Annotated in this window: 13 protein-coding genes and 2 pseudogenes; 6 read left to right on the top strand and 9 right to left on the bottom strand. The window is 51.7% G+C overall.

Annotated features, from left to right (window positions below; genetic code table 11):
* Positions 1 to 300 precede the first annotated feature (300 nt).
* The 9 genes and pseudogenes from IAG03_RS03780 to IAG03_RS03740 form a co-directional block, all read right to left on the bottom strand.
* Positions 301 to 885 carry a recombinase family protein gene (locus tag IAG03_RS03780; RefSeq protein WP_249318483.1) on the bottom strand — a complete coding sequence of 195 codons (585 nt, stop codon included), beginning with the start codon at positions 883 to 885 and terminating at the stop codon, positions 301 to 303.
* Positions 886 to 896: 11 nt separating this feature from the next.
* Positions 897 to 1130, bottom strand: a complete 234-nt coding sequence (locus IAG03_RS03775) for a helix-turn-helix domain-containing protein (RefSeq protein ID WP_249318482.1) — start codon at positions 1128 to 1130, stop codon at positions 897 to 899.
* A gap of 277 nt (positions 1131 to 1407) precedes the next feature.
* A pseudogene (locus tag IAG03_RS03770) lies at positions 1408 to 1522 on the bottom strand (transposase); the annotation flags it as partial.
* Between the two features lie 301 nt (positions 1523 to 1823).
* A complete protein-coding gene (locus tag IAG03_RS03765; protein WP_249318481.1) occupies positions 1824 to 2459 on the bottom strand; it encodes a corrinoid protein in 636 nt (211 codons plus the stop codon).
* 21 nt (positions 2460 to 2480) lie between these two features.
* Positions 2481 to 3218: a DUF1638 domain-containing protein gene (locus tag IAG03_RS03760; RefSeq protein ID WP_249318480.1), complete on the bottom strand. Its 738-nt coding sequence runs from the start codon at positions 3216 to 3218 to the stop codon at positions 2481 to 2483.
* A 699-nt stretch (positions 3219 to 3917) separates the two neighbouring features.
* Positions 3918 to 4373 (bottom strand): hypothetical protein, encoded by a 456-nt coding sequence (locus IAG03_RS03755; protein ID WP_249318479.1) that lies wholly within the window; start codon positions 4371 to 4373, stop codon positions 3918 to 3920.
* Positions 4374 to 4397: 24 nt separating this feature from the next.
* Positions 4398 to 5651: a glycosyltransferase gene (locus IAG03_RS03750; RefSeq protein ID WP_249318478.1), complete on the bottom strand. Its 1254-nt coding sequence runs from the start codon at positions 5649 to 5651 to the stop codon at positions 4398 to 4400.
* Positions 5652 to 5711: 60 nt separating this feature from the next.
* Positions 5712 to 7697 carry a sensor histidine kinase gene (locus tag IAG03_RS03745; protein WP_249318477.1) on the bottom strand — a complete coding sequence of 662 codons (1986 nt, stop codon included), beginning with the start codon at positions 7695 to 7697 and terminating at the stop codon, positions 5712 to 5714.
* Positions 7694 to 8395 carry a response regulator transcription factor gene (locus IAG03_RS03740; protein ID WP_249318476.1) on the bottom strand — a complete coding sequence of 234 codons (702 nt, stop codon included), beginning with the start codon at positions 8393 to 8395 and terminating at the stop codon, positions 7694 to 7696. Before IAG03_RS03740 ends, IAG03_RS03745 begins: the two co-directional genes overlap by 4 nt.
* Before the next feature lie 829 nt (positions 8396 to 9224).
* Between IAG03_RS03740 and IAG03_RS03735 the strand changes: the two genes are divergently transcribed.
* The 6 genes and pseudogenes from IAG03_RS03735 (at position 9225) to tnpA (ending at position 13954) form a co-directional block, all read left to right on the top strand.
* A complete protein-coding gene (locus IAG03_RS03735; RefSeq protein WP_249318475.1) occupies positions 9225 to 9497 on the top strand; it encodes a hypothetical protein in 273 nt (90 codons plus the stop codon).
* A 30-nt stretch (positions 9498 to 9527) separates the two neighbouring features.
* Positions 9528 to 10028 carry a GNAT family N-acetyltransferase gene (locus IAG03_RS03730; RefSeq protein WP_249318474.1) on the top strand — a complete coding sequence of 167 codons (501 nt, stop codon included), beginning with the start codon at positions 9528 to 9530 and terminating at the stop codon, positions 10026 to 10028.
* A complete protein-coding gene (locus IAG03_RS03725; RefSeq protein ID WP_249318473.1) occupies positions 10025 to 11224 on the top strand; it encodes a peptidase U32 family protein in 1200 nt (399 codons plus the stop codon). Before IAG03_RS03730 ends, IAG03_RS03725 begins: the two co-directional genes overlap by 4 nt.
* Positions 11225 to 11501: 277 nt before the next feature.
* Positions 11502 to 12677: an NAD(P)-dependent malic enzyme gene (locus IAG03_RS03720; protein ID WP_249318472.1), complete on the top strand. Its 1176-nt coding sequence runs from the start codon at positions 11502 to 11504 to the stop codon at positions 12675 to 12677.
* Positions 12678 to 12792: 115 nt separating this feature from the next.
* Entirely contained in the window at positions 12793 to 13191 is a 399-nt protein-coding gene (locus tag IAG03_RS03715; protein WP_249318471.1) for a VOC family protein, read from the top strand.
* 301 nt (positions 13192 to 13492) lie between these two features.
* Positions 13493 to 13954 (top strand): annotated as a pseudogene (gene tnpA / locus IAG03_RS03710) (IS200/IS605 family transposase).
* Positions 13955 to 14113 lie beyond the last annotated feature (159 nt).

Below are 14113 nucleotides of genomic sequence, written 5' to 3'. Positions count from 1 at the left end.
ATCAATTACCACGAGAATAGAATCTGCCAGTTTTTTATAATTTATATTCATTTACTTACCTCCTAAAATAAGAAAGGGCTACCCATGTATTTCTACACGGATAGCCCGTCATGGCTGTTACTCCTGCCCTCGCAGAAGCCTATTTCTTTTTCATCATTGCTACAATAACGGGGAGAAATATTATTGCTGCAAGTATGAGAAGGAAATCATTCGATGTGCGAGCGCCTAAATACGCGACTACCAAAAACAAAAAAATTATCAAGAAAACGGTACTCAAAAGCCAAAGGACAGCTTTCATATTTACCCAACCTTTCTTACTCGATCATACCATGTAGAGCGGCTAATGCCAAGTTCCCGGCAACAGTTCGCCACGGTAATAAGACCGTCTTTTTGTTTTTGAGCGAGTTTTTCAAACTGCTCGTTGTCAATTTCTTTTGATTTGCGACCTTCCCGCCAGTCAGGATCATGTTCACGCTTCATGGCCTTACCCATACTGGTTCTTTCAACGATCATATCTCGCTCGTACTCGGCAAACGCAAGCATGACTGTCACCATAACTTTTCCCATTGGCGTATTGTCCGCAACGCCCATGTTGAGAATATTGACTTTAACACCCCGTTCCACCAAGTCACGAACCAACATGGCTCCTTCGGGAGCAGTACGGGCAAAGCGGTCAAGTTTACACACCACTAATTCATCACCGGGTTTCAGCTTAGAGAGGACTTCATTGAACTTCGGCCTGTCGATCTTCGTGCCAGTGTAGGTGTCCAGTAGAATATGCTCTTGGTCGATACCTTGAGCCAGTAGCTTTTCAAGCTGATCTTCAAGTGACATACCATAGAGCCGTTGTCCTTTGGGACTGACTCGGCCATATCCCCATCTCATGCAACCCACCCTCAATCATATGAAATCGTCCACTGGTTCTTGTTTTTCTGTGGAGAAGTACTTTTGACCACAACCTCGTAGCCCATAGCAGAGAGTATTTTTACGAAGGTATCTACTCTCATGCTGTTTCCGGTTAGGCGGCTACTAACTGCGGACTGTGTTTTGTAACCAACTGCTTCGGCAAGCTGAGTCTGATTCCAACCGAGAGTCTTCATAGCAGCGGTAACAATCTCTTTTTCGTTCATGGGATTACCTCCTTGTTATCGTGATATTATTGTATCGCGTTTTATAGATATTATCAAGCCCTAAAATTGCCTTTATATTTTTTGCGGATTTTTCAGAAGTGCAAAAGTGATTTTTCTATTTGTCTATTTGTCGGGTATTTCGGCGATTACCCCCGGCGAGTAACCGCCGGCATATCCCCTGACCCCGGCACTAACTCCCATAGCGATCAAACATAAAAAACCGCTCCGGCGTGAAACAGAGTGGCCTATTTACAATTATTCTTATAAATCTTGACAGTACCTCTTTTCGGTTTTGGTAATATATTATTTTCCTGCGGTATTTTTGGAACAATTACAATGTGGTACTTGCATAACCATTTTGTGTGTGATAGACGATTTGTGCTATTAGCCATTAAAACTCTCCTTTCGTAGTTCTCTAAGACTTGAACAACCTTATTGTACTACTTTGGGGAAATTTTTTGTATAACAAACAACCACCCGCATAGCGGGTGGTTGTTTGTTTCGGACCTTCCGTCCTCAACTAGCTAAAGCCATAACACAAGACCGAACGGATCCCATCCGGAATGCCGTTCGGTCTTTAATTTTGGCGGTTTTAAAAACTCAAAATTGCTGGGGGGACAGCGGTGCGGGGTTCGAAGTCCGACGGGTGACAAAAAGCGTGCCGAGAACCAGGAACCCGAAAAGACGGGTGCTTTACGCCACGCAGAACGAGAGCGCGGCGTCTGCAGCAGAGGCTGCGTCTGCGGTGTAGCAGTCTGCGCCGATCCGGTCGCAAAAAGCTTGGGTCACCGGCGCGCCGCCGACCATGATTTTGACCTGGTCGCGGATGCCCTGCCGCTGTGCTTCTGCGACAACTCTGCCCATCTCGTTCATGGTCGTGGTGAGCAGCGCGGAGCAGCAGATGAGATCCGCATGGTGTTCGACAGCGGCAGCGACAAAGGCCTCGGCAGAGACATTGACGCCGAGGTCGATAACGGAAATTCCCTTTCCTTCGAGCATCATTTTGACAAGGTTTTTGCCGATATCATGCAGGTCGCCTTTGACAGTACCGATCACAGCGGTGCCTTTTGAAGAGACGCCGGCAGCGACGAGGCTTGGACGCAGTACCTCAATTCCCGCGTTCATGGCGCGTGCGGCGATGAGAACCTCGGGCACAAAGACCTCATTGTTTTTGAATTTTTCACCGATTTCGGACATTCCGCTGAGAAGGCCTTCTTCCAGGATCTTCTGCGGATTTTCACCGCTGTCGAGCGCCTGCTGGACAAGTTCTTTGACCTGCGGTGCACGTCCTTTTTGGAGCAGTTTGCTGATTTCCTGTAAGCTTTCCATCACGAATCCCTCCGTTTTCGGTTATTCTTTTTGCGCGCAGAATTTTGACGCATCATAAGTTGCCGCAATCCGGTATCCCGGCGGGCAAATCAAAAATTCTTTTTCGTCAAAGGCGCCGCGGGTGAGCTGTTCGATCAGCCGCATGTTGCCGTCGGTTTCCGCATATTTCCAGCCGTTTTCCTCCGCAAACCGCCGGGCAAGGGCAGGGTACGCGGGGTTGTGATAGACCGGAGAGGTGATAAACCCGCAGGTGTGGTAATTCTGCACCCAGGCGTTTTCAGCCTCCAGAAGATACGCGGCGTTATCGGCGCCGTAAAGCTCGGTGTATTTTCGCAACAGGCGGCTCTGCCAGCCTTTGTTGCGGTCGAAGGAGGACTCAATCCAGCCGTTGTTGAGCCAGTAGATCCCGCTGTCGTCTTCAAATTTTTCAAGATAGGTTTCCTGCGAGCCGAGAAAAATGCCGATGCAGTCATCGGTGCGCGGAACAACAAGCGGAATGTCCTTTGCCGCAAGTCCGACCACGCCGCCGGAACAAAGTCCGTAGCAGAGGGCGATGACATCCGGAGAGTGCCGGACAACGCCGTCTTTGATCTGCCGGTAGAGTGTGTCGAGCGTCTCAGAGAGCATGCGGTACAGAATTTTCGGCGTTGCATGCAGGCCCTGCGGCAGCCAGGAGATTTCAATGATATTGCTGCTTTGCGCTGCATAGTAGCTCAGTTCCCGCATAAAAACACGGCATGCAACGATATGAATCCGCATGAAATCCCCCTTTTCGAAGTTTCTTTGTTTATCTTATCAAACTTCCGCCGATTTTACAAGACAATGCCGGGTACGAGTTTCTACAAATTTTTGGAATCTGCGGTTGCTCCGGAGAAAATCCGGAAAGCTGCTTTTCGCGCAAGCTGCAGAAAGCCGGAACAGACACTCTGCGATTTGAAATCGGTCTGTGAAAATCTTTTTTGTAATGAAACACTTCGAGAAAACGCAGTTTGGCGCGCCCCGGCGTAGCACGCAATACGCCGGAATGTCGCGAAATCCGAGCTTCTGATTGCGTTTAAAACTGGAAAAGCATGCATTTTTTGTAAAAAGCAGCGGATGCACCGTTTCGGAGCCGAGGATTTTCGTCGATGCCGTTTTCGTGTAAGAGCCCCAATACAGCAAAACAACCAGCGTGCGCACTGCTGGTTGTTTCTACAGGTCTTTTTTAAAATGAAAGAGGTTTCTTGGAATCCAATACGCCATTCCTGCGGGAAAGCCGCATGGCTTGTTTCTGTGATCCGGCAAGGTTGGCGCCTGAATTTACAGGGCGGTCTGCGCCGCGAAAATGTGTGCAGAAGAACGCTCTGCGTAAAGGCGTTTCCAGGCGGCCAGCGACGCCTAAATGGGGGGAAAGCCGCCGCTGCGGTGCGCAAAGTATGAGGCCTTTCTTTGGCTGAAATTTTTTAGGATATGAAATCGTCAGGACGCCGGCCGGACCTGCGCGTCGCCGCTTGTGTGCTCCGAACTGCTGAAAACCGGCGCGGAATCCTGAATCGAAACGGTGCCTTCGGACTGGAATTCTGCAAGAAGGCGCGCTGCGTTTCCGTGGAACCGGAGTAGGAAAATGGAAGGTTCGCTCTCGCTTTCCGGCAGCTGCAGGGATCCCTTGTTTTTGCCGTCAGAAAGGAGGATTTCCTGCAAAAATTCGCCGTTTACCGTCAAAAGCGACATGGTAACGCCGGAAGTCTCGGCGGGATCCCAGACGGTAATGGTATAACGCAGCTTGGAATTTGGCTCCGCCTGCAGAACAAACGCGGTTTCATCCTGAAACGGCGCGTACTGGAACGAAACCGTTTTCGCAAGACATCCGGAAAGCAGCAGAAGCAAGAGACACAAAAGTGCGGAAATCAAGCTGAATTTGCGCAGCACTTGCATAATATTGCCTCCTTTTTTGCGCAGTCAGCCAGCACGGACCTCGTCCAGCGTTTTGGAGGCGGTGTGCTGAATGGGGCTCCACTCCACGCGCTTAAAGAGCGCGGTGATGGAGACCGGAATGTAGGTGATCATAAAGAGCGGGAAGGTGAAGAACGAGAGGATTTTTTTGCCTGCAGAGCAGTGAATCCGCTTCCATTCTGTCACGCCGGTCACGAGCCCGACAAAGAACATCATCAGGTACATGCCGCCCAGTCCGCCCAGCAGCATCAGAAGCAGGCTGCCGAGTGTGCCGCTCATGGTCACGAGGCTGGCAATTCCGAACGCAAGCCCCAGAACAAAGCTTACGAAGGTCAGGACAATCGCCGGAACATAGGTGAGAATCATGTCGAGACAGGCAAAATTTCCGCGACATACGCCTTTGAGGAGCGGCTTCCAGTATTTGAGAAATACCTGCACATAGCCTTTTGCCCAGCGCAGACGCTGGTTCCAGGACTGGCGGAAGGTCACAGGCTGTTCATCATATAAAATAGCGGAATTGCAGTAGGCAATTTCTTCGCCGTGCGTGATGCAGTCAATGGTGAACTCCGTGTCCTCTGTGAGTGTAAAATGCTTCCAGCCGTTGTTCTTTTTGACAATATCGCGGTGCATCAGAAAGCCGGTGCCCGCCACGGAGCTGCTGGTGTGCAGCAGCATTCTGGCATTGTTGAGGAACTTACAGTCCCGGATAAACCAGAGCGCATATCCGGAAGAAATCCAGTTTGTACCGTAGTTTTTGGAGTTGCGGTAGCTTGTGATGACGCGGTAGCCCTTGTTAAAGACCTTGTTCATCTCGTCGATGAACGTTTCCTCTAACAGATTGTCCGCATCAAAGACAAAATATCCGTCGAACGCGTCATAGCCGAGCGAAGCGTCGATTTTGCCGAGCAAAAATTTGAGCGCATAGCCTTTTCCGATATGCTGGGTGTCAAAGCGCTCGTAGACGGTGGCGCCTTTTTGCCGTGCGATTTCTGCGGTACTGTCCGAGCAGTTGTCGGCCACGACAAAAACGGAAACCAGCTCTTTGGGGTATTTTTGCGCCGCAATGCTCTCGATGAGCTGGCCAATGACCGCCGCTTCATTCCGCGCAGAGATCAGAACCGCGTACCGGTGCTTTTTTGCGGGCTTATCGTCCGGTTTCGGCTTTTTGACGATTGCGAGGATCATGTACAGAATCTGGTACGCATAGCAGAGTGTGAACAGAACGCCGATGATGAAATTTGCCAGTGTCAGTGCTTTCATTGGTCGAAACCCCTTTCTGGGCAGCGTGCAAACAGGGCGCAGGGCCGTATGCACGGCAGGTTATGTGTCTGGTGAAATGAGAAGCCGATCAAACGAAACGATCGCCTTAAAAAGATCGCCGTCAATGGCAAGAGCAAAGCGTCCGCCCTGCAGCTCTGTCAGGCTCTGCGCAATGGAGAGTCCGAGGCCGCTGCCTTCACTTGTGCGGGCGCTGTCTCCGCGGACAAAACGCTCCATCAGTTCGTCGGTCGGAATGTTGAGCGAGTCGCGAGAAATGTTTTTGAACACAACAGAGACGACGTTGTCGCGTTCTGTTACGCTGAGGTAGACGCGTGTATCGGCCTGGGAGTATTTGATGATGTTGCCGAGCAGGTTGTCAAATACCCTCCAGAGCAGCCGTCCGTCCGCAAGAATGGGAATATCCGGCGCGGTGGCGGTGATGATCGGCGTTAGATGGGCTTTTTCGAAGCGTTCTTCATATTCGCCGACCGATTGTCCCAGAAGCTCCACGACGTTCGTGCGCGCCGGGTGGACGGCGATGTTGCCGGTAGACGCCTTGGAGGCCTCCACGAGATCCTCCGTGAGCTTTTTGAGCTGGACGGCCTGCCGGTCGAGAACGCGAACGTATTCTTGTGCCGTTTCGTTGCCGAGATCTTCTTTTTGGAGCAGGTCCACATAGTTGATGATCGAGGTCAGGGGCGTTTTGATGTCGTGCGAGACGTTGGTGATCAGTTCGGCTTTCAGACGCTCGCTTTTGATCTGTTCCTCTACGGCGCGCGCCATTCCGAGACTGATGCGGTTGAGATTTTCGCCGTGTTTCTGGAATTCCCAGAACATGTGGCGGGTATCGGTTTTGTAGTCAAGATCGCCCTGCGCCAGCTTTTCGCCGCCTTTTTTCAGCTGGGAAAGCTGTACGGCTGACCGGAGAACCAGAATAAATGCAGCGACATACAGCAGAATCCAGCAGAGCAGCGCGATGATGCTCCAGTTGTACCGGAACCAGACGGTGAACAGCATCCCCAGCAGCACGAATGCAAGAAAGCCCAGCACCGGTTTCCAGACGATCGGAAGATTGCGGAATACCGAGCGGAAGCCGCGGCCGATTTCGCGCAAAAGCCGGCAGATCAGCCGCAGAAGATGCGCGAGAACGGTGTTGTTCCAAAAATTGCCCACGCGCACGCGGACAACGATTGTCGCAAGCAGGGCGTCTACGCACATGGCGATGACCAGAAGCCCGAGAAAGATCCATAGGACAAGAGAGACGTAGCTGAAGGGCAGACTCTGGTAACTGATTCCGTCGCAGAAAAAGCGGTCATAGATCGAGAAAAACATCCCAAAGCAGAGCACGACCGGAATCGCAAGCAGAAGAACGTACAGATCAAACGGAATGCGGTGAAAGCCCGATAGGACAGCGGCGTCCTGATGGGGGGTGTATCCGGCGCCGCACAGCAAGAGCGTCAGCCCAAACAGAATCAGCGGCAGCTGCAGCACGGTCAGCACAATGAGGGTGTAGCGAACCGAAAAGAGCAGATTGAATAAATGCAGCGCTTCGGCGTAATCATCGTTTGCGCTGATCGGGTCGCGCACAAAGCAGTGGATCACCGCAGAGGAGAGCAGCAGATTGTTAGAATGATTGGAATACGAAACGCTGTCATAATCCATATGATAGCTGATGTTGCTGCCGTATTCGAGTCTGTCATCGTAGTTTGAGAATAAAATATTTCCGCTGCCGTTTTGCAGAATAAAGAAGAAATTGGTGTTTTCAGAAGAAAACTTCTTTTTCAGCTGTTCTATTTGGAACTGGCTGCTGGCGTCTGTGTCCGTCTGGGAAAATGCCATGTAGGTATTGAATACCTCGTTGGCGTATTCTTCTGTAACGGTTTCACAGAAAGTGGAGTCATAAAAGCTTGGCGGGTCAGCGTCATAGTAACCGGCCTCTGCGAGAAGCGAAATTCCGAGCCCGCCGAGAACACAAAACGCGAGAGATACAGAAAGCAGAAAGAACGCCGCAATTTTGACCGGCATCCGGCAGGAAATCGCCTTCATGCGTTGGTTCCTCCTTCCAGCTTATACCCTTGTCCCCAAACAACTTTGAGATAACGCGGCTCAGCGGGATTGATTTCCAGCTTTTCCCGCAGGTGCCGAATATGGACGGCGACGGTTCCTTCGCTGCCGAACGGCGCATCGTGCCAGACGCCGGTGTAAATCTGCGCCGAAGAGAATACCTCGCCCGGATGCTGCATGAAAAGTTTTAAAATATCGTATTCCGTGGGGGTCAGGCTGACCGGTTCGCCTTCGGCTGTCACGGTTTTGGTCCGGTCATCCATCTCAATTCCGCCCACACGCAGGAGAAACTGGTCGGCTTTTGGAATACCGCCGAGGTTTGTGTAGCGCCGCAGATGCGCCTTGACGCGCGCAATGACCTCGACAGGATTAAACGGCTTTGTGATGTAATCGTCCGCACCGATGTTGAGGCCCAGAACCTTGTCGGTGTCCTCGCTCTTTGCAGTCAGGAGAATCACCGGAATATTGCTGGTTTCGCGCAGACGGGCAGTTGTACTGATGCCGTCGAGTCCGGGCATCATGATGTCCATCAGAACCAGATGGATGGTCTCTGCTTGCACCAGCGCAAGCGCCTGTTCACCGGTATAGGCTTCAAAGGTCTTGTAGCCTTCTGAGGTTAAGTAAATCCGCAGTGCGGAGACAATGTCCTTATCGTCGTCGCAAATCAGAATATGTTCCATATCGATTTCCCTCCATATTTATTGTATCGGAGATGTGTTTAAAGAAAAAGTAGCAATTTTATTAAGATTTCTTTAAGGCTCTGTAAAAAAGCGTTCCAAAGCCTTTTTGCAAGATGCTGCAGGACGTGTTATAATATACTATTGGGGAGACAGCTTCTAAAATTTGCTCCGGGCAGGCTGCGGCTCGAAAATGTGGCTTAAAGTTGCGGCATCGAGGAGACAGCTTCTAAAATTTGCTCCGGGCGGGCTGCGGCTCGAAAATACGGCTTAAAGTTGCGGCATCGAGGAGACAGCTTCTAAAATTTGCTCCGGGCGGGCTGCGGCTCGAAAATACGGCTTAAAGTTGCGGCATCGAGGAGACAGCTTCTAAAATTTACTCCGGGCAAGCTACGGCTCGAAACTACGGCTCGAAAATGCGGCTTAAAGTTGCGGCATCGGGGAGATAGTTTCTAAAACTTGCTCCGGGCAGGCTGCGGCTCGACCGGCTGACTCAGCATGTGCGCCGCGGCATCGGGGAGACAGTTCCGAAAACTTGCTCCGGGCAGGCTGCGGCTCGAAAATACGGCTTAAAGTTGCGGCATCGAGGAGACAGTTTCTAAAATTTGCTCCGGGCAGGCTGCGGCTCGAAAATGCGGCTTAAAGTTGCGGCATCGGGGAGACAGCTTCTAAAATTTGCTCCGGGCAGGCTGCGGCTCGAAACTACGGCTCGAAAATGCGGCTTAAAGTTGCGGCATCGGGGAGATAGTTTCTAAAACTTGCTCCGGGCGGGCTGCGGCCTGAAAATATATTATACTATAAAATGGAGAGACTTCCAAGGAGGCGGCTGAGGATGAATGAAAAATTATTGCAGTTATCGGAACTGGCGCTGTCGGATCCGGCAATCAAAGCGCGTTTTTTGGAGACGCGCCGCGAAAAAGACCCCATGGACGCATTTTGCAAGCTGGCCTGTGACCTGGGTATCCCGCTGACAATCGGGGAACTTGTGGGAATGGGGGAAGAGATGAGCTGCAACCAGCTGAAGAGCACAAATGGCGGCGGCGTCACACCGTACGATTATTTTGACGATGCGTACGAGCAATTTTTTATGTCTCTCGGGTGCTGAACCCGGAGCGCTGCAAAAGGAGAATGGACAATGAACAGAGAACGGGTGCAGATCCGTCCGGCTGATGAAGCGGATGTTCCGGTTATCCTGCGGTTTATTCGCGAACTTGCCGCTTATGAGAAGATGGAAGATCAAGTGATTGCAACTGAAGCGCTTTTGCGCGAGTGGGTGTTTCAGAAGCAGAAAGCCCGTGTGCTTTTGGCGGAAGAGAACGGAGTCCCCTGTGGGTTTGCACTGTATTTTTATAATTTTTCAACGTTCCTCGGACGTGCGGGAATTTATCTGGAAGATCTTTATGTAACACCGGCAGCGCGCGGGAAGGGCATCGGCAAACTGCTGTTGCAAAATCTGGCGGCAATTGCAGTCCGGGAGGGCTGCGGAAGGCTGGAGTGGGCCTGCCTTGACTGGAATCACCCGAGTATCGGCTTTTACCGCGCATTGGGCGCCTGCCCGATGGATGACTGGACCACTTATCGCGTGACGGGAGAAACCTTGCGGACACTGGCCGGAAAAACAGGAGAGAACACATGAGTACCACAACAACAGAACTGCTTTCGCCGGCGGGCGATTTTGAAACGGTCCGGGCGGCGTGCCGGTTTGGCGCGGACGCCGTTTACCTCGGCGGTCCGGCGCTGCAGATGCGTGCGCAGAAAGCGGCCTTTACGATGGACGGCATCCAGGAAGCGGCAGCATATCTGCACGCACACGGGAAAAAACTCTATGTAACGGTCAATTCGTTTGCAAAAAATGAAGAATTTCCGGCACTTCCGGCGTATGCCAAAGCGCTTTGGGAAGCGGGCGCGGATGCTGCCATCATTTCGGATCTCGGTGTGCTTTCGGTGTTCCGGGAAGCCGCACCCGGGCTGCCGATTCATATCAGTACCCAGGCAAACTGTCAGAACTACCGCGCGGCGCAGGCTTATGCTGCACTTGGTGCTTCCCGGATCGTTCTCGCGCGGGAACTGACATTGCCCGAAATTGCCGAAATTCGTGCCAACACGCCGCCGGAGCTGGAGCTGGAAGCATTTGTCCACGGCGCGATGTGCATGGCCTATTCCGGACGCTGCTTTTTAAGCGCCTATCTGACCGGAAGAAGCGCAAACCGCGGAGAATGCGTGCAGTCCTGCCGGTGGCGGTATCATCTTGTGGAAGAGACCCGGCCCGGAAGCTATCTGCCGGTAGAAGAAGAGGCGGACGGCGCGGCAATTTTAAGCTCGCATGATTTAAACTGCCTTTCATTTTTGGATGCAATCCGCGAAGCGGGCGTCATGTCGCTGAAAATTGAGGGAAGAATGAAAACGCCGTACTATGTCGCGACCGTTACGAACGCATACCGGCGCGCGATCGATCATTCTGCGCCGGAATCGGTCCTGCAGGAGGAACTGCTTGCCGTCAGCCACCGGCCTTACGCAAGCGGCTTCTATTTTGGCGATTTAAAGCATCCGGAGCCGAACGACGGCGTGTACCGCCAGAGCTGCCGGTTTGCCGCAGTGGTGAAATCCTATGAAAACGGCCGGGTAACGGTCGAACAGCGAAACCGGTTTGTGCAGGGCGATCGGATGGAGGTTGTTTCTCCGGATTCCATGGGCCTTTCGTTTTTGGCCGAAAACCTGACAGATTCGTGGGGAAATCCGGTAACGGCTGCGCCGCATGCACAGGAGCGCATCACCATGGACTGTCCGTTTGCGCTTTCCGAGGGAGACTTTCTGCGTGTCCGGACGTTATAATCTGCAATATCCTGCCGTCGAATAAGAAAATCCCCAGACTTTTGGAAAACGCCAATGTTTCATCGGCGAAATTCGACAAAGTTATTGAGAAAAAGAGGTATCTATACAAAACACAGAATTTCTTTATGAGATTTTAACACGCATCATCGGGGATGAACTTGCAAAAAATATGCAGATATGCTATGCTAAATCTTGATGGCGATCATGCTTGCAAGGATATAGGGCGGGTGCTCTGTGTGCCTTGCAGGGGAAATTTTTTAGGAAAAGGGGATACAACATGGACTACGCAAAGGAAAGCTTGAAAAAACACGCAGAATGGAAGGGTAAGATCGAAGTGGTTGCAACCGTTCCGGTTTCGACCAAGGAAGACCTCTCTCTGGCTTATACGCCGGGCGTCGCAGAGCCTTGCCTTGAAATCCAGAAGGACGTGAACCGCTCCTACGACCTGACCCGCCGACATAATATGTGCCTCGTCGTAACAGATGGCACCGCTGTCCTGGGACTCGGCGATATCGGACCGGAAGCCGGGATGCCGGTTATGGAAGGCAAATGCGTCCTCTTTAAAGCATTTGGCGATGTCGATGCATTCCCGCTCTGCATCAAGAGCAAGGATGTCGATGAGATTGTCAATACCATCTATCTGATTTCCGGCAGCTTCGGCGGTGTGAATCTTGAAGACATCGCGGCGCCGCGCTGCTTTGAAATTGAAAAGAAACTCAAGGAAAAATGTGATATTCCGATCTTCCACGACGACCAGCACGGTACGGCGGTCATCACCTATGCCGGCCTGCTCAATGCGCTGCGCGTTGTCGGAAAAAAAGCGGAAGAGGTCAAGATTGTTGTCAACGGCGCAGGTGCTGCGGCAATTTCGATCACCAAACTGCTGTTCTCCGGCGGATTCCGCAACATTACGCTCTGCGACCGGAAAGGCGCCATTTACGAGGGACGTCAGGAAGGCATGAATCCCATTAAAGAGGAAATGGCGAAAATTACGAACCGCGAGAAAAAGGCCGGTTCGCTTGCGGATGTGCTCAAGGGTGCAGATGTCTTTATCGGCGTTTCGGCGCCCGGCTGCGTGACGACGGAAATGGTCAAGACGATGGCGAAAGATCCGATCATCTTTGCCTGCGCGAACCCGACGCCGGAAATCTTCCCGGATGATGCAAAGGCAGGCGGCGCAGCGGTCATCGCAACCGGCCGCAGCGACTTCCCGAACCAGATCAACAACGTGCTTGCATTCCCGGGCATTTTCCGCGGAACCTTCGATGTCCGTGCAAGCGATATCAACGATGCAATGAAAATTGCGGCGGCACATGCGCTGGCTGATTTGATCTCTGACGAAGAGCTCAGCGCGGATTATATCATCCCGGCTGCGTTCGACCCGCGTGTGCGCGACGCAGTTGCGACAGCCGTTGCACAGGCGGCGCGTGATTCCGGAGTCGCAAGACTGTAAGGCTTTGCGTTCGGTTTGGCGGTAAATTGCCGTTTTTGACTCGATAGAATTGCGCCGTGCGACTGCCCAAAGCAGGCGTATGGCGCATTTTGATAAAACAAAGGAGTGTCAGATCATGATTAAAAATCGGAAACTGGATCATCTCGGACTTTTCACGAACGATATCGATGCAACGGTAAAATGGTACTGCGATGTCCTGGGCTTTTCGCTCATCGGTGATTTCGTCGGCGCCGACGGAACCGTAGTCAAGTTTATCCGCAACGAGTCTGGTGTCTGCTACGAGCTGATTTCCCCGCCGGAGGGTGTCCCGGCGCTTTACGACGGCCGGATCGACCATCTTTCCTATGTTTCGGATGATATCGAAGCCGACTATGCGTATTGCATGCAGCAGGGATATCGCTGCACAACCGGCGGCGTACAGGATCTCAAAACGTTCTGGGAAAAGGGCAGCCGTTACTTTAAAATCGGTTCCCCGACAGGCGAAGAAATCGAGTTCTGTCAGATTCTGAAATAAGGACGCTCTGCCGGAAACGCAGTTTCACGCCGAATGTTGCAGTGCATGCCGGATTGGCCTTAAAGGCCGGACGGATGCGTGCAAAAACGCAAACATAAAAAGAACCGTTCTCTGTTTTTTAGCAGTAGAACGGTTCTTTTCGTTTTGGTTGTACCAAAGGCACCCCCCGGCTATGCCGGGGGTAAAAAAATAGCTTATAGCGAGGAGTAGAGTAGACAAGAAAAAAGCTCTCTGTTAGATAAGAAGTGGTTTGCCGACCACACAACAATCAAAACAGGACTTTCACGTAAAAGAAAAAGACATAAACAGATTAGATCATACGACATAGAGATGTCAATACCACGTAGTATTCGCGCCGAAATATCGGAGAATGGCGATATACGGAGAAATCAAGGTAGATATTGGGAAGAAATTGAGGCAACTATGCCAGCAAAAAGGAATCGAAATCATCGAAGCGGAGCTGTGCAGAGACCACGTACATATGCTCATCAGGACTCCGCCGAAGTACAGCGTATCGCAAATCATGGGATATCTCAAAGGAAAGAGCAGTCTGATGATATTCGACAGGCACGCAACCCTCAAGTACAAGTATGGAAACCGACATTTCTGGGCGCGAGGATATTATGTGGATACGGTAGGAAGAAATAAAAAGCAAATACAGGAGTACATAAAGAACCAGCTAACCGAGGATCAGATAGCGGATCAGGTCGAACTGAAAGAATTCGTAGACCCGTTTACGGGTAGCGTGAACAAGAAGGCATAAAACAAAGCCCCTTTAGAGGCTGCCGGAGGAAGGAATGCGGTCGGCAAACCCCTTCGGCGCCCCTTCAGGGGCTGCGTCTGTACCAAGCCCTTCTAGGGCTTATTCAAGCCGCCGGCTTAGCCGGCGGTTTTGACTTAGAAGGACTACGTCGTGCCGTGT

Origin of the sequence: Yeguia hominis (genome assembly GCF_014384705.1) — a bacterium.
Taxonomy (GTDB): domain Bacteria; phylum Bacillota; class Clostridia; order Oscillospirales; family Acutalibacteraceae; genus Yeguia; species Yeguia hominis.
This window is presented reverse-complemented; position numbering and strand designations above follow the sequence as displayed.